Raw genomic sequence first — 20,135 nt, forward strand, 5'->3', positions numbered from 1 at the left:
CAGGTCGAGCGGTTCGGAGGCGGTGACCAGCTCCCGCAGCGGATGCCGGGCCAGGACCGCGTCCACCTCCGGCGTCAACGCCGCCGCCAGCCGGGCCGCGGCCGGCCGGTTCTCGTCCCGCAGCGCCGCCACGGCGGCCAGGACGGTGTCCCGGCCGCCGTCGTCCCGGGGCATTCCGGAGGCGGCGCGCTCGTACAGGCGCGCGCCCTCCTCCAGGACCAGGTCGGTGTCCAGGCCGGCGGGGATCTTGATCTGCGCGTGGTGCCGCCAGGTGGCCACCGGATCCGCCCAGGCCTCCACCTGGTACGTCCAGTGGCTGGGCTCGCCGGCGGTCACGGTGGCGCCCCAGCGGTCGGTGCCGGGTGCCAGCTCGCGCATCGGCGTCCATGGGCCGGGGCGGCCCCGCGGATCGCGCAGGACGACGTTCGCGGCCACGGCGTCGTGACCCTCGCGGAAGACGGTGGCCGAGATCTCGAACGATTCTCCGGTCACCGCCTTGGCGGGCCTGCGGCCGTGCTGGACGACCGGGCGGACGTCGAGGACGGGTATCCGGCCGACGGCCGTGGCGCCGCCCGTGGGGGGCGGTTCCGGGGCCGTCGGGGTCTGCCGGGCGGCGTCCTGGTGGGGGGCCGGCGCGCCGCCGGCGCCGGGCCGGCCGGAGGCGTCGCCAGTGCTGCTCTTGCTGGTTGTCCGTGATGCTGCCGGGTGGTGCGTGGCGGGCATGACCGCTCCTGTCCGCGTCAACGAGGGTGTGGGCGGATGTGTGTGGGGAGGTGGGTCCTGCTGGGTTCTGCGGGGTACTGCGTCTGGTCCTGCTTTCGGTGTACCGGAGGAGCCTTCCCACCCTATTCGGGTGAGCATTCCGGTACTTTGTTAACTACTCGCGCGTATGTCCACACACAAGACCGGTCCAGTCCGGACACGGACGCCGCAAGGGGCGAACCGGTCTGTTCAGGTCGATGTCGGACAGTGTCCGAACCCGGCGGTGCCCGCACTCGGACCGGTACGGTTTTGTGTGACGGGGCGCACAGCGCAGTGCGTCCATCCAGCGAACGCGCCGAGGTGGCATGTGAAGGCGATCCGTCGGTTCACCGTCCGTCCCGTTCTCCCCGAGCCCCTGCGCCCGCTCAGCGAGCTGGCCCGCAACCTGCGCTGGTCCTGGCACGCCGAGACCCGTGACCTCTTCCAGTCCGTCGACCCCGAGCGCTGGGCCTCATCGGGCGGCGACCCCGTACGCCTGCTCGGCAGTGTGCGTCCCGCGCGGCTGACCGAGCTGGCCGGCGACCGCCGCTTCCTGCGCCGGCTGACCGCCGCCGCCGACGACCTGCACGACTACGTGACCGGTGACCGCTGGTACCAGGACCGGTCCGAGGGCCTGCCCGCCGCGGTCGCCTACTTCTCGCCCGAGTTCGGCATCACGGCCGCGCTGCCGCAGTACTCCGGCGGGCTCGGCATCCTCGCCGGCGACCATCTGAAGGCGGCCAGCGACCTCGGCGTGCCGCTGATCGGGGTGGGGCTGCTGTACCGGCACGGCTACTTCCGGCAGACCCTGTCCCGGGACGGCTGGCAGCAGGAGCACTACCCGGTCCTGGACCCCAACGAGCTGCCCGTCACCCTGCTGAAGGAGTCCGACGGCGCCCCGGCGCGGGTCTCGCTGGCGCTGCCCGGCGGCAAGGCCCTGCACGCCCGGATCTGGGTCGCCCAGGTCGGCCGGATTCCGCTGCTGATGCTGGACTCCGACGTCGAGGAGAACGACCTCGGCGAGCGCGGGGTGACCGACCGGCTCTACGGCGGCGGCAGCGAGCACCGGCTCCTTCAGGAGATGCTGCTGGGCATAGGAGGGGTGCGGGCGGTGCGGACGTACTGCCGGCTCACGGGCCATCCCGAGCCGGAGGTCTTCCACACCAACGAGGGCCACGCGGGCTTCCTCGGCCTGGAGCGCATCGCCGAGCTGTGCGACCGGGGGCTGGACTTCGACTCGGGCCTGGAGGCGGTGCGCGCGGCGACCGTCTTCACCACCCACACACCCGTCCCGGCCGGGATCGACCGCTTCGACCGGGAGCTGGTCGCCCGACACTTCGGGCCCGACGCCGAGCTGCCCCGCATCGACGTCGAGCGGATCCTGCGGCTGGGCATGGAGACGTACCCCGGCGGCGAGCCGAACCTGTTCAACATGGCGGTGATGGGCCTCCGGCTGGCGCAGCGCGCCAACGGCGTCTCGCTGCTGCACGGGAGGGTCAGCCGGGAGATGTTCGCCGGACTGTGGCCGGGATTCGACCCCGAGGAGGTGCCGATCACCTCGGTGACCAACGGAGTGCACGCCCCGACCTGGGTGGCCCCGGAGGTGTTCCGGCTCGGCGCCCGGCAGGTCGGCGCCCAGCGCACCGAGGACGCGCTGACCGTGGGCGACTCCGACCGCTGGGACGCCGTCGCCGACATCTCCGACCTGGATGTCTGGGAGCTGCGCCGCGAACTGCGCGAGCAGCTGGTGACGGAGGTGCGCGGCCGGCTGCGGGCCGCCTGGCGGCAGCGCGGCGCCGGGACCGCCGAGCTGGGCTGGATCGACGGCGTCCTCGACCCGGAGGTGCTGACGATCGGCTTCGCGCGCCGGGTCCCGTCGTACAAGCGGCTGACGCTGATGCTGCGTGACCGGGACCGGCTGATGGACCTGCTGCTGCACCCCGAGCGGCCGGTGCAGATCGTGGTCGCGGGCAAGGCGCACCCGGCGGACGACGGCGGCAAACGGCTCATCCAGGAGCTGGTCCGCTTCGCCGACGACCCGCGGGTGCGCCACCGGATCGTCTTCCTGCCGGACTACGGCATGGCGATGGCGCAGAAGCTCTACCACGGCTGCGACGTCTGGCTGAACAACCCGCTGCGGCCGCTGGAGGCGTGCGGGACCTCCGGGATGAAGGCCGCGCTCAACGGCTGTCTGAACCTGTCCGTGCTGGACGGCTGGTGGGACGAGTGGTTCCAGCCGGACTTCGGCTGGGCCATCCCGACCGCGGACGGGGCGGGCACCGACCCGGACCACCGCGACGACGTCGAGGCCGCCGCGCTGTACGACCTGCTGGAGCAGCGGGTGGCGCCCCGCTTCTACGAGCACGGCCGGGACGGGCTGCCCGAGCGGTGGATCGAGATGGTCCGCAGGACCCTGTCCCTGCTCGGCCCGAAGGTGCTGGCGGGCCGCATGGTCCGCGAGTACGTGGAGCGGCTGTACGCTCCCGCCGCCCAGGCCCACCGCGCCCTCGGCCCGGACGCTGCGCGTGAGCTCGCGGCGTGGAAGGCGCGGGTGCGTTCGGCGTGGCACGAGGTGACCGTCGACCACGTGGAGACCTCGGCCAGTACGGCCACCGCCGAACTCGGTGCCACCCTCGGCCTGCGGGTGCGTGTGGGGCTGGGCAGCCTCGGCCCGGACGACGTGGAGGTGCAGGCCGTCTCGGGCCGGGTGGACGAGGAGGACCGCATCACCGACGCCACCGCCGTCCCGCTGAAACCCGCGGGCGCTCCCGACTCCGACGGCCGCTGGGTGTACGAGGGCCCCCTGTCCCTGGACCGCACCGGCCCCTACGGCTACACGGTCCGCATCCTCCCCACCCACCGCTTCCTCGCCTCCAACGCGGAACTGGGCCTGATGACCACCCCACCGGAGGAGGCCGGCGAGAAGGCGGGGGTACTACTGCGCTGACCGGTCCGCCCGGCCTCCCGGACCTTGGGACGCCCTGCGCCCGGGCCCCGGCCCTCGTCGTGCGGGTCAGGGTGCCGTTTCCCCGGGCTTGGGGTTCGGCGCGTGGGCGCTGTCACGGGGCGGTCGGGTCGGCTTACGGCTCCGGGATGTCGGCGCACAGTTTGCGCAGGGTTGTTCCGCAGCGGCGGGCGTAGGCGTGTTGGAGGCCGCGGGTGGCCGGGCCGGCCGCTCGGGCGTACCACTTGGCCGGGCGGCTGAACGCGGTCACGGTGAGCCAGACGGTGCCGTCGCCCGTGCGGTCCACCAGGAAGGACTCCTCGCCACACTCCGGATGGCCGGGCAGGGTGCCGTAGGCCCAGCCGGCGCGGCGGGGCTCCTGTTCCGTCCAGACCACGCGGCAGGGGGCCCTGACGACGCCGGCGAGGGTGACGGTGACGTCGATGCCGGGCGCGGCCCGGTCGGCGCTCGCCTCGATGCCGACGCCCAGGGCGCGGTGCATCTCCCACGTCATCACGGCCTCGGAGGCCCGGCGGAACACCTCCTCGCCCTCGCCTATGCGGGTGCGCACGTGCAGAGGGTGGAAGCCGGGCGGGCAGTGACCCTGCTCGCGGGTCGCGCCGACCTCCTCGTAGGTGAAATGTGCCGTCGACATGGCCCCAAGCGTAGGGCGGCCCCCGGGAGGGGTGTCCTCCCGGGGGCCGCGCCGGTCAACCAGCCGCAGATCAGGTCACGTTGACCGCGGTCCAGGCCGCCGCGACCGTGTTGTACTCGGTGCTGCCGGAGCCGTACAGCGCCGACGCCGCGTTCAGGGTCGCCGTGCGGGCGGCCTTGTAGTTGGTGGTCGACGTCATGTACGTGGTCAGCGCCTTGTACCAGATCTGCAGCGCCTTGGCGCGGCCGATGCCGGTGACCGTGGCGCCGTTGTACGTCGGCGAGTTGTAGCTGACGCCGTTGATCGTCTTCGCGCCGCTGCCCTCCGCGAGGAGGAAGAAGAAGTGGTTCGCGACGCCGGACGAGTAGTGCACGTCCTTGCTGCCCACGGTGGAGGACCAGTAGTCGGCGGAGCCGCCGTCCTTGCTGGGCTTGTCCATGTAGCGCAGCGGGGTGCCGTTGCCGTTGATGTTGATCTTCTCGCCGATGAGGTAGTCACCGGGGTCGGACGCGTTGTTGGCGTAGAACTCCACGCCGGTGCCGAAGATGTCGGAGGTGGCCTCGTTCAGTCCACCGGACTCGCCCGAGTAGTTCAGGCGGGCGGTGTTGGAGGTGACGCCGTGGCTCATCTCGTGGCCGGCGACGTCCAGCGAGGTCAGCGGGTGGGTGTTGCCCGAGCCGTCGCCGTAGGTCATGCAGAAGCAGCTGTCGTCCCAGAAGGCGTTGACGTAGTTGTTGCCGTAGTGGACCCGGGAGTAGGCACCCACGCCGTTGTTCTTGATGCCGTTGCGGCCGAAGGTGTTCTTGTAGAAGTCCCACGTCGTCTGGGCGCCGTAGGCGGCGTCCGCGGCAGCCGTCTGGTCGTTGACGGAGCTGGAGGCGGTGCCGGTGCCCCACACGTCGGTGGTGTTGGTGAACAGGGTGCCGGTGCCGGAGGTCTTCCCCGCCAGGTTGTTCGTCTTGTGACCGCCGCGGGTGGTGTCGTACAGCTGGTACGTCGACCCCGACAGGGTGGTGGTGAGGCTGACGGTGCCCGAGTACAGGGTCTTGCCGGTGCCGGTCTCGATGCCCTGGTACTCGAAGAGCGTCTTGCCGGTGGCCGCGTCGGTGATGACGTGCAGCTGGTTCGGCGTGCCGTCCTCCTGCAGGCCGCCGACGACCGTCTCGTAGGCGAGGACCGGTGTGCCGTCGCCCGCCCAGATGACCTTGCGTGGGGCCTGGTCGGCGGTGGCCTTCTCCGAGCCGGCGGCCTGGGCCAGGGTCACCGCCTGCTTCTCGGCCTTGGCGGTGGCGACCTTCGGGGTGAGCGTGGCGACCTTGATGGCCGCCTTGGTCGCTCTGGTCACGCCCTGGGTCTTGCCGGCCTTGGAGGTGTGGACGACCAGGTCGCCGCCGAGGACGGGCAGACCGGCGTAGGTGCGCTCGTAGCGGGTGTGCACCGTGCCGTCGGCGTCCTGGACGACGTCCCTGACGACCAGCTCCTCCTTCGCGCCGAGGCCTATCTCCTGGGCGGTCCCGGAGGCGTCGGCCTGCGCCTGCTGGATCAGGGAGGTGCGGGCGGCGGAGGTCAGGAAGGTGGGGGCGGCGGCGAGGTTGGCCGCGCCGGTGGATTCGGCCGTGGTCTGGGCCGAGGCACTGGTGGTCAGACCGGTGCTGAGGAGGGCTCCGGCGGCGACAGCGGTGGCGACGGCCAGAGTGATGCGCTTGTGACGCGCGTAGCGGGGAGTCACACAAGCTCCTTATGTGGGGGTGATCCGGTATGGCGTGGGGCTGCCGGCCCGGATCGGGGGAGTGAGGGTGCTGTGCTCGTGCGGCGAGTGGAGGAAGAGTGGCACCAACGACGCGTACATGTCAGCGCCCCGAAGTGATGTTGGCTGAAAAATGACTGTCCGGTAAATGTTGCGGCGTCATGAAGGGCTTCCGCGGACGCCTTGGACCTCGGAGACGGCACGCGAGGTCCCGACCGCCGGATGGGCTGCGGGAGGCGCGATTTTCAGCCGTCCGGGCGGCCGGATCGACTCGGAGGTCACCCTGACAGGAGGGCGCGATGTCGACCGAAATCCGAGGGTTCGACGGCCCGTCACACGGCCGCGGGCGACCCCGCGACGGCCGCTACGGCACCGCGGTGCCGCCCTCGCCCGACGGTGCCGCGCCGTTCCCGTGCCAGGTGTGCCACAGGGCCGCGTACGCCCCGCCGGAGGCCACCAGGTCGTCGTGGGTGCCCAGTTCGGTCAGACGGCCGTCCTCCATGACGGCGACCCGGTCGGCGTCGTGCGCGGTGTGGAGGCGGTGGGCGATGGCGATGACCGTGCGGCCCCGGAGGACGGCGGCGAGGGCCCGCTCGGTGTGGCGCGCCGTGGCCGGGTCGAGCAACGCCGTGGCCTCGTCCAGGATCAGGGTGTGCGGGTCGGCCAGCACCACACGGGCGAGGGCGAGTTGCTGCGCCTGCGAGCCGTCGGTGCGGTGACCGGCCGCACCCAGCCCGGTGTCCAGGCCGTTCGGTAGTTCCCGCACCCAGGCGTCGGCCCCCACGGCCGCGAGGGCCGACCACAACTCCTCGTCGGTGGCGGCGGGTTCGGCGATCCGCAGGTTGTCACGGACCGTGCCGAGGAACACATGGTGCTCCTGGGTGACCAGGACGACCTGGCGGCGCAGCCGCTCCGGCTCCAGACCGGCGACCGGCACCCCGCCCACGGTGACCGAGCCCGCCGTCGGCGCGTCGACACCGGCCAGCAGCCTGCTCAGCGTGGTCTTGCCCGCGCCGGACGGCCCGACCACGGCCAGCCGCTCCCCGGGCCGCACCGTCAGGTCGACCCCGCGCAGCACCTCGCCGCCCCGCTCGTAGGCATAGCGCGCCCCGGTCACGTCGATGCGGTCGCCCGCCGGTTCAGGCGAGCCGCCCGGAACGGCCTCCGGGGCCCGTGCCAGGCCCTCCACCCGGGCGAAGGAGGCCCCGCTGCTCTGCAGTTGCTCCACGCGCATCAGGATCTGGTCGAGGGGCTCGGTGAACTGCCGCAGATACAGCGCTGCGGCCACCACCGCGCCCAGGCTCACCGTCCCCCGCCCGTGCAGCACACCGCCCACCAGCAGCACCCCGGCCACCGGCAGGATGTACGACACCTCCACCACCGGGAAGAACACGCTGCGCAGGAACAGCGTGTACAGGCGGGTGCGCCGGGACGTCTCCAGCGCGTCCCGGCTTGCCGTAACCCGCCGCCCGGCCAGCCGGAACGCCTCGACGGTACGGGCCCCGGAGGCGGTCGTCGCGAGGACCTCGGCGACCTCGGAGGTGGCCGCGCCCTCCGCGAGATAGCCGTCCCGCGCCCGGCGCAGGTACCAGCGCAGCGCGAACCAGATCGGGGTCAGCGCCAGCACTCCGACGACGCCCAGCAGCGGGTCGAGCACGAACACCGCGACCAGCACGAACAGCGCCTCCATGCCGCACACCAGCAGCTCGGGCCCGACGTCCCGCAGGGTCGTGCCCACCGTGGCCACGTCGGCGGTGCCGCGCGTGGTCAGATCGCCGGTTCCGGCCCGCTCCACCACCGACGCGGGCAGGCTCAGCGCCCGGCCGACGAACTCCTCGCGCACCCGGCCCAGCGTGCGCTCGCCGAAGCGGTGCCCCACGTACCGGGCCCAGCGCGCGATCAGCAACTGCGCCAGCGCGCACACCAGGATGGCGAGCGCCATCCGGTCCACGGCGCCGACCCCGCCCCCGGCCCGGACGTGGTCCACGATCCGGCCGAGCAGCCAGGGCCCGGCGAGGCCGGCGACGGCGGCCAGCGCGTTCAGCGCCAGAACGGCCGCGAAGGCCCGCCGGTCGGCCCGGACCAGCCGCAGGGCCGCTCGTCGTACGTCCGCCGGTTCGGCGACCGGCAGCCGCCCCGGAACCCGATCCGTCACCGTGCGGCCTCCTGCGCGGTCAGGGCGTCGCCGTCCCCGGTGTCGCGCGCCACCAGCGCCCGGTAACCCGGCTCCGCGTCGAGGAGTTCGCGATGGCTGCCGCTGGCCGCGACCTTGCCGTCGACCAGGTAGTGGACGGTGTCGGCGCGGTCCAGCACCAGCGGGGAGGTGGTCGTGACGACCGTCGTACGGCCCTCGCGGGCCCCGCGCAGCCGGTCCGCGACCGCGGCCTCGGTGTGCGCGTCGAGCGCCGAGGTGGGCTCCACCGCCAGCAGCACCTCCGGATCGGCCAGCAGCGCCCGCACCAGCCGGACCCGCTGCCGCTGACCGCCGGAGAGGCTGCGGCCCTGGGGGGTCACGGCCGAGCCGAGGCCGTCCGGCAGCCCCTGCACGATGTCCTCGGCGACGGCGGCACGCACCGCCCGTGCCACATCGGCGTCCTCGCGCTCCCGGCGCCCGCACACCAGCTCCCGCAGGGTCCCGGCGAACAGGTCCGCTTCGTTGTCGGCGACCAGGATCCGCTCCCGGATCCGGGGCAGCCCGATCGCGTCGAGCCGCGCCTCGCCCCAGGTCGCCGCGGACGGCTCGTACCGGCCCAGGCGGTCCACCACGGCCGCCGTGTCGTCGGGCCGGGCCCCGGCCAGCGCGGTCAGCCGGCCCGGCGGCACCCGGACCCCGGAGACCGGGTCGTACAGCACCGCCGGTTCGGCCGGTCCGTCGTGCGTTCCGGTGTCCTCCTCCGGTTGCACCCGCAACAGCCGTGCCACCCGGCGGGCGGCGACCACGCCCCGGCTGAGCTGGTAGCCCAGGTCGACGAAGAACGCCACCGGCCCCACCAGTACCGCCACATAGCCGTACACCGACACCAGTTCGCCCACCGTGATCCGCCCCTGGGCGGCCAGCCGGGCCGCCAGCCAGGTCACCACGGCCAGGAACAGGGTCGGCAGGCCCACCCCGAGGGCCTGCATCCAACTGGTCACCGCGCCCACCCGGTAGCCCTGCGCCCGCAGCCGCTGCGAGTCGCGGCGGAAGGCGTCCGCGAACAGCCCCTTGCCGCCGAGCCCGTTGAGCACCCGCAGCCCGCCCGCGAGGTCGTCGATCCGCGCGGTCAGCACGCGCTGCCGCTCCCGGTACTCGCCCTCCGCGCCCTGCAACCGCCGCATCAGCGGCCCCACCAGCACCGCGATCAGCGGCACCCCCAGCAGGACGACGGCCGCCAGTTGCGCCGAGACCGACAGCAGCAGCCCGGCCACGACCGCGTAGATGACGACCGAGCCCACCCCCGGACCGACCACGGTCAGGCACGTGCTGATCGTCTGGACGTCGCCGACGCCGATCGTGACCACCTCACCGGCCCCGACCCGGCGCGGCAGCGCGGCGCCCAGCCGGACGACGTGGTCGACGACGACCTTGACGGTGCGGAAGTTGGCGTCCATCCGCACCCGGGTCATCGTGCGGTGCCGCATGGCGCTCAGCCAGGCGTTGAACGCCCCGACCACGAAGAGCAGCCCGGTCCAGCCGGCCAGCGCGGCCATGTTCCCCGGCTGGAGCCCGTCGTCGATCGCCCGGGACATCAGATAGGGCGTCGCCGCGAGGAGCACCATCCACGCGCTGGCCAGCACCGCCCCTGCCGCCGACCGGCCCGGCTGGCACATCACCAGCCACCACAGGTACCGCCATCCGCCCCGGCAGTCGGGTGTCCCGGGATCTTCGTACGCGTCGATCACCGTGTGCCCGTCCCCTCAGGCCAGGCTGTCGCGCCAGGCGCGGTGCAGGTCGGCGAAGCGGCCCGTGCCCGCGGCGAGTTCGGCCGGTGCGCCGTCCTCCACGATCCGGCCGTGCTCCATCACCAGCACCCGGTCCGCGATCTCCACGGTGGACAGCCGGTGGGCGATCACCACCGCCGTACGCCCCCGCAGCACCGTGGCCATCGCCGTCTGCACCGCCCGCTCGCCCGGGATGTCCAGCGAGCTGGTCGCCTCGTCGAGGATGAGCACCGCCGGATCGGCGAGCAACGCCCGTGCGAAGGAGACAAGTTGCCGCTGGCCCGCGGAGATGCGGCCGCCCCGCTTGCGTACGTCCGTGTCGTAGCCGTCGGGCAGGGCGCTGATGAAGTCGTGCGCGCCGATCGCCTTCGCCGCCTGCTCGATCTCCTCACGGGTGGCGTCCGGGCGGCCGATCGCGATGTTCTCCGCGACCGTGCCGGAGAACAGGAAGGCCTCCTGCGTCACCATGACGACCCCGCGCCGCAGTTCGGTCACGCCGAGTTCGCGCAGGTCCACCCCGTCGAGCAGCACGCGCCCGGCGGAGGGGTCGTAGAAGCGGGCCAGCAGCTTGGCCAGGGTGGTCTTGCCCGCGCCGGTGGAGCCGACCACGGCGACGGTCTGCCCGGCCGGGACGACCAGTTCGAAGCGGGGCAGTACCTCGCCGCCGGTGCGGTAGCCGAAGCTGACCCCGTCGAAGACCACCTCTCGGCCGGGCAGGTCCGACCTCGGCGCCGGGAGCGGCCGGGGTGCCGTCGGCTCGGGCACGGACGGTGTCTGCGCGAGCAAACCCGCGATCTTCTCCAGCGAGGCGGCCGCCGACTCGTAGGAGTTGAGGAACATGCCGAGCCGGTCGATCGGGTCGTACAGCCGGCGCAGGTACAGCACCGCCGCCGCCAGCACCCCCAGCTCCAGCGAGCCGTCCGCCACCCGGTAGGCACCCCACAGCACGATCACCGCGACCGTCGTGTTGGCCACCAGCCGGGAACTGACGACATAGCGGGCCATCTCCAGCAGGGCGTCGCCGTTGGTGCGCTCGTGGCGCCGGTTCAGGACGCGGAAGCCGGCGTCGTTGGCGGCCTCGCGGCGGAACGCGCGCACCGGCCGGATGCCGTTCATCGTCTCCACGAACTTCACGATCACCGCGGCGATCGCCGTCGACCGCTCCTGGAACACCCGCCCCGCGCGCCGTCGGTACGCCCGGATCAGCAGGTACAGCGGCGCGAAGGACGCCACCGCCACCGCGCCGAGCCCCAGGTCCAGCCACAGCAGCATCGCCGAGATGCAGACGAAGGACAGTACGACCGAGACGAGCTCGTCGAGCCCTTCGCTGAGCAGTTCGCGCAGCGACTCCACGTCCGTGGTGGAGCGGGAGATCAGCCGGCCCGAGGTGTAGCGCTCGTGGAAGTCCACGCTGAGCGCCTGCCCATGGCGGAAGATCCGGCCCCGCAGATCCAGCAGCACGTCCTGGCTGACCCGGGCCGAGGCGATGATGAACGCCCACTGGAGCGCGCCGGAGGTGAGCGCGCACAGCAGATAGCCGACCGCCACCGCGACCAGCGGGCCGCTGTCGTGGTCGCGGAACGCCGGTACGGCGGTGTCGATCGCGTACGCCACCAGCAGCGGGCCCGCCTGGACGGCCGCCTGCTGGAGCAGCAGCAGGAGCGTGGTGCCGGCGACCCGGGCCTTCATGGGGGCGAGCAGCGAGCGCAGCAGGGCGGAGGTGGCGCCCGGGGGAGTGGGCAGGACGTCGCGGTCGAAGGGGTCGCCGGTGCCCTCGGGGCGCGGCGGGTCCTGCTCGTCCCTGGTGGCCGGTACGGGCTTCGTGGGGGCCGTCATCGCTCGTCGTCCTCTTCTTGCGGTCCTTGCGGTCCTTGCGGTCCCTGCGGTCCTTGCTGTTCTTCCGGCTCTTCCGGCGAGCGTCCGCCCGACATCAGATGGGCGTACTCGGCGTTGGTGCGCAGCAGTTCGTGGTGGGTGCCCACGGCGGTGATGCGGCCGTCGGAGAGCAGGGCGACCCGGTCGGCGAGCAGGACCGTGGAGGGGCGGTGCGCCACGATCAGGGCGGTGGTGTCGGCCAGGACCTGGCGCAGGGCCGCCTCCACCGCCGCCTCGGTGTGCACGTCCAGGGCGGACAGCGGGTCGTCCAGGATCAGGAACCGGGGCCGCCCGACGACGGCACGGGCCAGCGCGAGGCGCTGCCGCTGGCCGCCGGAGAGGCTGAGGCCCTGCTCGCCCACCTGGGTCGCGGTGCCCTGGGGGAGGGTGTGCGCGAATCCGGCCTGGGCGACGGACAGCGCGCGGTCCAGTTCGGCGTCCCCGGCGCTGCCGTCGGAGCCCATCAGGACGTTGTCGCCGACGCTCGCCGAGAACAGGGTCGGCTCCTCGAAGGCCACCGCGACCAGCGAGCGCAGTTCCTCGCGGGACATCGCGGTGATGTCCTCGCCGTCCAGCGTGATCCGGCCCGAGGTCACCTCGTGGAGGCGGGGGGCGAGCGCCGTCAGGGTCGTCTTGCCGCTTCCGGTCGCCCCGACCAGGGCCATCGACTCACCGGGGCGGATGTGCAGGTCGATACAGTCCAGGAGGGGCTGGGAGCCGGGCGGGGCGTCGGGGTAGCGGAAGCGGACGTTGTCGAAGCGGAGCCCTTCGCGCGCCGGGTCCGGCGACGCCGGGCCGCGCGAGCCGCCGCCCCGCACTGGCGTACGCGCGCCGCGCACCGACGGCTCCCCGGACTCCGGTTCCTCGTCCATCACTTCGAAGTACCGCTCGGTCGCCGTCGCCGCCTCCTGGCTCATCGCCAGCAGGAAGCCGATCGACTCCACCGGCCAGCGCAGGGCCAGTGCCGTGGACAGGAAGGCGACCAGCGTCCCCGCCGAAAGACCGCCCGAGGCGACCTGCACCGCGCCCACCACCAGCGTGGCCCCGATGGCCACCTCCGGCAGGGTCATGATGACCGCCCAGATGGCCGCCAGCAGACGGGCCTTGCGCAACTCCGTGCCCCGCAGGGTCCGCGACAGGTCGCGGAACGCCCGCGCCTGACTGCGGTGCCGGCCGAACCCCTTGATGACGCGGATGCCGAGCACGCTCTCCTCGACCACCGTCGTCAGGTCCCCGACCTGGTCCTGCGCCAGCCGCGCCACATGCGCGTACCGCTTCTCGAAGACCGCGCTCAACGCGATCAGCGGCACGGCGGGCGCCAGCATCACCAGCCCCAGCGTCCAGTCCTGCATCAGCATGATGACCACGCCCACGAGGATCGTGACCCCGTTGACCAGCAGGAACGTCAACGGGAAGGCGAGGAACATGCGCAGCAGCATCAGGTCCGTCGTGCCCCGGGACAGCAACTGCCCGGACGCCCAACGGTCGTGGAAGGCGACCGGCAGCCGTTGCAGATGCCGGAACAGGTCCGCCCGCATCTCCGCCTCGACGTTCGACAGCGGCCGCGCCACCAGCCACCGCCGCAGCCCGAACAGCAGCGCCTCCCCGACCCCGAGCAGCAGCAGGTACAGCGCGCCGAGCCACACGCCGCGCGGATCCCGGTCGGCGATCGGCCCGTCCACCATCCACTTCAGGACGAGCGGGATCACCAGCCCCACGCAGGAGGCGACGACCGCGATGAACGCGGCGGTGAACAGCCGTACGCGGACGGGCCGCACGTACGGCCACAGGCGCAGCAGCGAACGGACGGCCGAACGGCCGGTCGGACCGGAGCGGTCGGTGCGGTCCTCGAGGGTGTCAGGTGTCGTGGGCATCACGGGCGAGCCTACGGACCGGCGCCGACAACTCCCACCGAGTTTTGGCCGGACCGGACTCCGCCGCTGGTCCTACGACCTGCGTGTTCGACCGCGGGAACCACGCCGGGGCCAGTCCGGTCGTAGGGCCGCATCAACCGATCGGCTGATGCGGCTTCGAGCGCGCCGGGCGATGTGCGCGGACCCCGCCGGCCGGGATCGTTGAGCCATGTCCGTCATCGAAGTCAGCGAACTGCGCAAGTCCTACGGCGGCCGGACCGTCGTCGACGGCGTCTCCTTCGCCGTCGAGGAGGGCGAGATCTTCGGCGTCCTCGGCCCGAACGGCGCCGGCAAGACCACCACCGTCGAGTGCGTCGAGGGCCTGCGCGTCCCCGACGCGGGCCGTGTCCGCGTCACCGGCCTCGACCCCGTCGCGGACCACGAACAGGTCGCCCGCGTGCTCGGTGCCCAGCTCCAGCAGAGCGAGTTGCAGGCCAAGCTCACCGTCCGCGAGGCGCTTCGGCTGTACGCGTCCTTCTACCCGAATCCGGCCGACTGGCGGCCGCTGGCCGAACGCCTCGGCCTGGAGCAGAAACTCACCACCCGCTTCGCCAAGCTCTCCGGCGGCCAGAAGCAGCGTTTGTTCATCGCGCTCGCCCTCATCGGCAACCCCCGGATCGTCGTGCTCGACGAGCTCACCACCGGGCTCGACCCGCGCGCCCGCCGCGACACCTGGCAGCTCATCGAGGACGTCCGGGCCCGCGGCGTCACCATCCTCCTGGTCACGCACTTCATGGAGGAGGCGCAACGGCTGTGCGACCGGATCGCCGTCATCGACCGGGGACGGATCGCCGCCCTGGACACCCCGCACGGCCTGATCCGGTGCTCGGCCGGCGCCACCGTCATCAGCTTCACCCCGTCCGAGCCGCTGGACGACCGTGATCTGAACGCCCTGCCCGAACTCGCCTCCATCACCCGCAAGGACGGCCGGATCACCCTCTCCGGGACCGACGAGACCGTCAACGCCGTCATCACGCTGCTCGCCCGCCACCACATCACAGCCCATCAACTCCGCGTCACCGACGCCACACTCGACGACGCCTTCCTGGATCTGACGGAGGTCGAGGCATGAGCAACACCCTGGTCAACCCGGCCGTACTGCGCGCCGAGATCCGCCTGTTCGGCCGTGAGCCCGGCGCGATCTTCTGGATCCTGCTGTTCCCCACCCTGCTCCTGGTGATCCTCGGCTCCATCCCGTCCTTCCGGGAGGCCGACCCGTCCTTCGGGGGCCTGCGCCCCATCGACGCCTACGTGCCGGTCGCGGTGCTGCTCGGGCTGATCCTCGGCGGGCTCCAGGGCATGCCGCAGGTCCTCACCGGTCACCGCGAACGCGGCATCCTGCGCCGGATGTCCACCACCCCGGTCCGGCCCGCCGCCCTGCTGTCCGCGCACATGGTGGTGTTCGGGGGCGCGGCCCTGGCCTCGGCGCTGCTCTCGCTCACCGTCGGCCGGCTCGCCTTCGACGTGACCCTGCCGAGGCAGCCCTTCGGCTACGTCGTCGCCCTGCTGCTGGCGGTGTTCGCCGCGCTCGCCCTGGGCGCGGTGATCTCCGCGCTGTCCCGCACCACGAGGATCGCGGGAGCGATCGGGTCCGCGGCGCTCTTCCCGATGATGTTCTGCGCGGGCGTGTGGCTGCCGGTGCAGGCCATGCCGGACCTGCTCGCCCGGATCGTCGGCTGGACCCCGTTCGGCGCCGCGGCCCAGGCCCTGAACCAGGCAGCGGAGGGCCACTGGCCGGGCTGGTCCCATCTGGGGGTGACGGCGGCGTGGGCGGCGCTGCTCACCGCGGCGGCCTCCCGCTGGTTCCGCTGGGAGTAAGCGGGACGGTGTCCGCCATGCCCGACACTTGTCGGATGAACGACAAAGAGGCGGTCGAACAGCGGTGGGCGATGTTCCACCGCTGGGGGCCGGCCGGGTTGCTGACCGTTGGCACCCTGGTCGCCTCGGCGGCCGCCGACGCGGTCGGCATGACGAGCGAGAAGAAGTACGCCGCGGTCGGCCTGGTCGTGGCGGCCTTCGCCCTGGAGCTGTGCTGGGGGCGCGCCTCCCGTGCCCGGCCCGGCCCGTCGAAGGCGAGCGCCGCCTACTACGTCCTGCGCTGGGCGCTCGCCTTCACGCTCACATGGCTGAACCCGTTGTTCGCCTTCTACGCCTACATGGGCTACTTCGGTGCCGACCGGCTGCTGCCGCAACGGCTGTGCAAGGCAGGCCTGTTCGCCACCGCCGTGACCGTCGCAGGCTCCCAGTCGGGCGGACTGCCCCCGCGCGGGCAGATGGGCTGGGTCTTCTTCGGGGTACTCCTCGTGGTGAACATCATGCTGCTCACGCTGTTCGCCCACCTTGCCGCGCTGGAGGACGGCCGGGCCCGGACCCAGGCCGAAGCCATCGCCGAACTGGAGCGCACCAACACAGCCTTGCAGCAAGCACTGGACGAGAACGCCGCTCTGCACGCCCAACTCCTCGTCCAGGCCCGCGAGGCCGGGGTCGCCGACGAGCGCCGGCGGCTGGCCGCCGAGATCCACGACACCCTCGCCCAGGGCCTGACCGGCATCATCGCCCAGCTCCAGGCCGTCGCCGGCACACCGGACGAGGCCGTGGCACGCGAGCACGTCGACCGCGCCCTCGGCCTCGCCCGGCACAGCCTGGGCGAGGCCCGCCGCTCCGTGCACAACCTCGCCCCCATGGCCCTCGACGGCAACGGCCTGCCCGAGGCACTCAAGCGGACCGTCGTGGAGTGGGGCGAACGCATCGGCGTGCGGGCCGACTTCACCGTCACGGGCACCGCCGAGCAACTGCACGACGAAGTCGCGGCCACCCTGCTGCGCATCACCCAGGAGGCCCTGTCCAACGCCGCCCGGCACGCCGGCGCCTCCCGCGTCGGCGTCACCCTGTCCTTCATGGGTGACGAGGTCGTGCTCGACATCCGCGACGACGGCCACGGCTTCGACCTCCTCGCCGTGCCCGAACGCACCCGCGCCGGCGGCTTCGGCCTCGACGGCATGCGCGCCCGCGCCGAGCGCATCGCGGGCTCCCTCACGGTCGAGTCGGAACCCGGGCACGGCACGGCGGTCTCGGCTCGCGTACCGTTGGTACGCCATGACCGATGACGCCGTGATCTCCCTGCTGATCGTCGACGACCATCCCGTCGTGCGCGACGGCCTGCGCGGCATGTTCGAGTCCGCGCCCGGATTCACCGTGCTCGGCGAGGCGTCGGGCGGCGTGGAGGCCCTGGAGCGGACCGCGGCGCTCGACCCGGACGTGATCCTGATGGACCTGCGCATGCCGGGCGGCTCGGGCGTGGACGCCATCCGCGAGCTGACCCGCCGCGGCGCCCGCGCCAAGGTGCTGGTCCTGACGACGTACGACACCGACTCCGACACCCTGCCCGCGATCGAGGCGGGCGCGACCGGCTACCTGCTCAAGGACGCCCCGCGCGACGAGCTGTTCACCGCCGTCCGCGCCGCCGCCGAGGGCCGTACGGCCCTCTCCCCGGCCGTGGCCTCCCGGCTGGTCTCCGCGGTCCGCGCGCCCGCACGCGGCAACGAGCCGCTGTCGGCCCGCGAGCGCGAGGTGCTGGCCCTGGTCGCCAAGGGCACCTCCAACCGGGAGATAGCCCGCGAGCTGTTCATCAGCGAGGCCACCGTGAAGACCCACCTCACCCACCTGTACGCCAAGCTCGGCGTCAAGGACCGCGCGGCGGCGGTCGCGGTCGCGTACGACCGGGGCATCCTCGGCTAGTGCTGCGACCGGAAAGGTTCACCGGCTCGCGAAAACCGTTCCGGTCACAGCACTGGAGCCTTTCTATTCCGCCACCTTGAGCAGCAGCACGCACCTCGCCGGCACCGTGATCGCGGCGCCCGCGGCGTGCGCCACGCCCGGCGCCCGAGCCTGTTCCTCGCGCGAGGTGTCCACGATCACCTCGTACCGCCGGGCCCACGGCGGCCCCGGCAGCACGAAGTCCACCGGGCGGTCCCCGGCGTGCAGCACCGCCAGGAAGCTGTCGTCGACGATCGGGTCACCGCGCTCGTCGCGGCCCGGGATGTCCCGGCCGGACAGGTACATCCCCAGGGTGGCCGCGGGGGCGTACCAGTCCCCTTCCGTCATCTCCGTGCCGCACGGGGTGAACCAGGCCAGGTCCCGCAGCCCGTCCGCCGAGTGCGCGCGCCCCGAGAAGAACGCGCGGCGGCGCAGCACCGGATGCCGGTGGCGCAGCCCGATCAGACGGGCGGTCAGCTCCGCCAGCTCCCGCCAGCCGGAATCCTCCAGCAGGCTCCAGTCCAGCCAGCCGGTCTCGTTGTCCTGGCAGTAGGCGTTGTTGTTGCCGCCCTGGGTGCGTCCCAGCTCGTCGCCCGCGACCAGCATCGGCACCCCCGTCGACAGCAGCAGGGTGGTCATGAGGTTGCGCAACTGCCCGCGCCGCAGCGCCCGCACCCGCTCGTCGTCCGTCTCCCCTTCCGCCCCGCAGTTCCAGGAGCGGTTGTCGTCGGTACCGTCCCGGTTGCCCTCGCCGTTGGCCTCGTTGTGCTTGCGCTCGTAGGACACCAGGTCGCGCAGGGTGAAACCGTCGTGCGAGGTGACGAAGTTGACGGAGGCGTAGGGGCGGCGGCCGCCCCAGGCGTACAGGTCGCTGGAGCCGGACAGCCGGTAGCCCATCTCCCGTACGTCCGGCAGCGCGTGCCGCCAGAAGTCCCGCACCGTGTCGCGGTAGCGGTCGTTCCACTCCGTCCACAGCGGCGGGAAGGCGCCCACCTGGTAGCCGCCCGAGCCGACGTCCCACGGCTCGGCGATCAGCTTGACCCGGCGCAGCACCGGGTCCTGCGCGATGACCGCGAGGAACGGCGAGAGCATGTCGACGTCGTGCATGGCGCGGGCCAGCGCGGCAGCGAGGTCGAAGCGGAAGCCGTCCACACCCATCTCCGTCACCCAGTACCGCAGCGAGTCGGTGATCAGGCGCAGCACGTTCGGCTGGACCACGTGCAGGGTGTTGCCGCAGCCGGTGTAGTCGGTGTACCTGCGGGCGTCCGGCTGGAGGCGGTAGTAGCGCTGGTTGTCGATGCCCTTCAGGGACAGCGTCGGACCGAACTCGCCGGCCTCCGCCGTGTGGTTGTAGACCACGTCGAGGATCACCTCGATACCGGCCGCGTGCAGCGCGCGCACCATCCGCTTGAACTCGCCCACCTGTGCTCCCGCGGTGCCGGAGGCGGCGTAGCCGGCGTGCGGGGCGAAGTAGCCGAGCGAGTTGTAGCCCCAGTAGTTGCGCAGGCCGCGGCGCAGCAGATGGTCCTCGTGCGCGAACTGGTGCACCGGCAGCAGTTCCACCGCCGTCACGCCCAGCTTCACCAGGTGCTCGATCGCCGCCGGGTGGGCGAGACCGGCGTACGTCCCGCGCAGTTCCTCGGGAATCCCCGGGTGCAGCTTGGTGAAGCCGCGCACATGCAGTTCGTAGATCACCGAATCCGCCCACGGCGTCCCGGGGCGGCGGTCGTCTGACCAGTCGTCGTCATCGTGGACCACGACGCCCTTGGGCACGTACGGCGCCGAGTCCCGCTCGTCGCGCACGGTGTCCGCGACCTGCTGGTCCGGCCAGTCGCGCACGTGCCCGTAGACCTCCGGCGGCAGCCGGAACTCACCGTCCACCGCGCGCGCGTACGGGTCGAGCAGCAGCTTCGCCGGGTTCCAGCGGGCGCCCGTCCACGGGTCCCAGCGGCCGTGCACCCGGTAGCCGTAGCGCTGCCCCGGCATGACACCGGGCACGAAGCCGTGCCAGGTCTCGTGCGTCAGCTCGGTCAGCGCGACCCTCGTCTCCTCCGCGTCCGGGCCCGGCCCGTCGAACAGGCACAGTTCGACCGCCTCCGCCCCGCCCGCCCACAGCGCGAAGCCGGTGCCCGCCGCCCCGCCCGGGCCCGCCCGGAAACGTGCGCCCAGCGGCGTCGGCGCACCCGGCCACACGGGCACGACGGGTGGCGGCGCGGCCCGGCGCGCGCCGTTCACGGCGGCGGACGGCCGCCCCTTGTCGGCGGCGCGCCCGCCCGCCACCGCCTCCTGCTCGGCTGCGCTGGACACCAGGGCGGCCCCTCTTTTCGGCTGTGCCGCTCTGTGCGGCTCTTCCGGCTCGTGTCCGCCTCCGGCCCGCCCCCCTGCGGCTGACCCCCGGTCGCGGCTCCCCGTCGCGCGGTCCTCCCCACTGTTCTGCCCAGAGCTTGCCTCGCACTCACGTTTCCCGGGGCCGCACCGGCCGCCGTGCCGACTTGGCCGGGCTGGTTCGGCAAGGCCCGACTCGACTTCCGACCGTCAGTTCTGATCCCGGGCCCCAAGTCGCCGTCGAACTGCCTCTGAAGG

At 72.8% G+C, this 20,135-nt stretch carries 13 protein-coding genes; 5 read left to right on the plus strand and 8 right to left on the minus strand.

All coding sequences use genetic code 11. The annotated features are described in order from the left end of the window. Window positions 1–723, minus strand: a 723-nt coding sequence (locus ABZ818_RS35530) for a maltotransferase domain-containing protein (RefSeq protein ID WP_361424150.1), incomplete at its 3' end; no start/stop codon positions are given. Window positions 724–1,069: 346 nt separating this feature from the next. On the opposite strand from ABZ818_RS35530, the gene ABZ818_RS35535 reads away from it, so the two are divergent. Continuing rightward, window positions 1,070–3,688 carry a glycosyltransferase family 1 protein gene (locus ABZ818_RS35535; protein ID WP_361424153.1) on the plus strand — a complete coding sequence of 873 codons (2,619 nt, stop codon included), beginning with the start codon at window positions 1,070–1,072 and terminating at the stop codon, window positions 3,686–3,688. 133 nt (window positions 3,689–3,821) lie between these two features. Here ABZ818_RS35535 and ABZ818_RS35540 read toward each other — a convergent pair whose 3' ends face one another. The 6 genes from ABZ818_RS35540 to ABZ818_RS35565 all read right to left on the minus strand — a co-directional run bounded on the left by ABZ818_RS35540 (window position 3,822) and on the right by ABZ818_RS35565 (window position 13,757). Continuing rightward, a complete protein-coding gene (locus ABZ818_RS35540) occupies window positions 3,822–4,340 on the minus strand; it encodes a DUF1990 domain-containing protein (RefSeq protein WP_361424156.1) in 519 nt (172 codons plus the stop codon). A gap of 70 nt (window positions 4,341–4,410) precedes the next feature. Further along, complete coding sequence (locus tag ABZ818_RS35545; protein ID WP_361424159.1) at window positions 4,411–6,069, minus strand: M4 family metallopeptidase; 1,659 nt, start codon at window positions 6,067–6,069, stop codon at window positions 4,411–4,413. A 382-nt stretch (window positions 6,070–6,451) separates the two neighbouring features. Then, on the minus strand, window positions 6,452–8,242 hold the full coding sequence (locus tag ABZ818_RS35550) for an ABC transporter ATP-binding protein (protein ID WP_361424162.1): 1,791 nt from the start codon (window positions 8,240–8,242) through the stop codon (window positions 6,452–6,454). After that, the gene (locus ABZ818_RS35555; RefSeq protein ID WP_361424165.1) at window positions 8,239–9,969 is read right to left on the minus strand and encodes an ABC transporter ATP-binding protein; all 1,731 of its coding nucleotides are present in this window, start codon (window positions 9,967–9,969) and stop codon (window positions 8,239–8,241) included. Before ABZ818_RS35555 ends, ABZ818_RS35550 begins: the two co-directional genes overlap by 4 nt. Window positions 9,970–9,984: 15 nt before the next feature. Continuing rightward, window positions 9,985–11,844, minus strand: a complete 1,860-nt coding sequence (locus tag ABZ818_RS35560; protein ID WP_361424167.1) for an ABC transporter ATP-binding protein — start codon at window positions 11,842–11,844, stop codon at window positions 9,985–9,987. After that, window positions 11,841–13,757, minus strand: coding sequence for an ABC transporter ATP-binding protein (locus ABZ818_RS35565; RefSeq protein ID WP_361424170.1), 1,917 nt, complete (start codon window positions 13,755–13,757; stop codon window positions 11,841–11,843). The genes ABZ818_RS35560 and ABZ818_RS35565 overlap by 4 nt, the downstream gene beginning before the upstream one ends. Before the next feature lie 208 nt (window positions 13,758–13,965). On the opposite strand from ABZ818_RS35565, the gene ABZ818_RS35570 reads away from it, so the two are divergent. The 4 genes from ABZ818_RS35570 to ABZ818_RS35585 are packed head-to-tail and all read left to right on the plus strand — an operon-like array spanning window position 13,966 to window position 17,534. After that, window positions 13,966–14,868, plus strand: coding sequence for an ABC transporter ATP-binding protein (locus ABZ818_RS35570; protein ID WP_361424173.1), 903 nt, complete (start codon window positions 13,966–13,968; stop codon window positions 14,866–14,868). Beyond that, window positions 14,865–15,614 (plus strand): ABC transporter permease, encoded by a 750-nt coding sequence (locus tag ABZ818_RS35575; RefSeq protein ID WP_361424176.1) that lies wholly within the window; start codon window positions 14,865–14,867, stop codon window positions 15,612–15,614. The genes ABZ818_RS35570 and ABZ818_RS35575 overlap by 4 nt, the downstream gene beginning before the upstream one ends. Before the next feature lie 35 nt (window positions 15,615–15,649). Continuing rightward, entirely contained in the window at window positions 15,650–16,903 is a 1,254-nt protein-coding gene (locus ABZ818_RS35580) for a sensor histidine kinase (RefSeq protein ID WP_361424179.1), read from the plus strand. Then, window positions 16,893–17,534: a response regulator transcription factor gene (locus tag ABZ818_RS35585; RefSeq protein WP_361424182.1), complete on the plus strand. Its 642-nt coding sequence runs from the start codon at window positions 16,893–16,895 to the stop codon at window positions 17,532–17,534. Before ABZ818_RS35580 ends, ABZ818_RS35585 begins: the two co-directional genes overlap by 11 nt. 63 nt (window positions 17,535–17,597) lie before the next feature. On the opposite strand, the gene glgX is transcribed toward ABZ818_RS35585, so the two are convergent. After that, window positions 17,598–19,859: a glycogen debranching protein GlgX gene (glgX, locus tag ABZ818_RS35590; protein ID WP_361424185.1), complete on the minus strand. Its 2,262-nt coding sequence runs from the start codon at window positions 19,857–19,859 to the stop codon at window positions 17,598–17,600. Window positions 19,860–20,135: the final 276 nt, after the last annotated feature.

Origin of the sequence: Streptomyces sp. NPDC047453 (genome assembly GCF_040643155.1) — a bacterium.
Taxonomy (GTDB): Bacteria; Actinomycetota; Actinomycetes; order Streptomycetales; family Streptomycetaceae; genus Streptomyces.

What these genes read in the sequence shown, in the direction of transcription:
- ABZ818_RS35540 (WP_361424156.1), bottom strand. Translation starts at nt 4,340, where the DNA reads ATGTCGACGGCACATTTCACCTACGAGGAGGTCGGCGCGACCCGCGAG.
- ABZ818_RS35560 (WP_361424167.1), bottom strand. Translation starts at nt 11,844, where the DNA reads ATGACGGCCCCCACGAAGCCCGTACCGGCCACCAGGGACGAGCAGGAC.
- ABZ818_RS35565 (WP_361424170.1), bottom strand. Translation starts at nt 13,757, where the DNA reads ATGCCCACGACACCTGACACCCTCGAGGACCGCACCGACCGCTCCGGT.
- ABZ818_RS35570 (WP_361424173.1), top strand. Translation starts at nt 13,966, where the DNA reads ATGTCCGTCATCGAAGTCAGCGAACTGCGCAAGTCCTACGGCGGCCGG.
- ABZ818_RS35575 (WP_361424176.1), top strand. Translation starts at nt 14,865, where the DNA reads ATGAGCAACACCCTGGTCAACCCGGCCGTACTGCGCGCCGAGATCCGC.
- ABZ818_RS35580 (WP_361424179.1), top strand. Translation starts at nt 15,650, where the DNA reads ATGAACGACAAAGAGGCGGTCGAACAGCGGTGGGCGATGTTCCACCGC.
- ABZ818_RS35585 (WP_361424182.1), top strand. Translation starts at nt 16,893, where the DNA reads ATGACCGATGACGCCGTGATCTCCCTGCTGATCGTCGACGACCATCCC.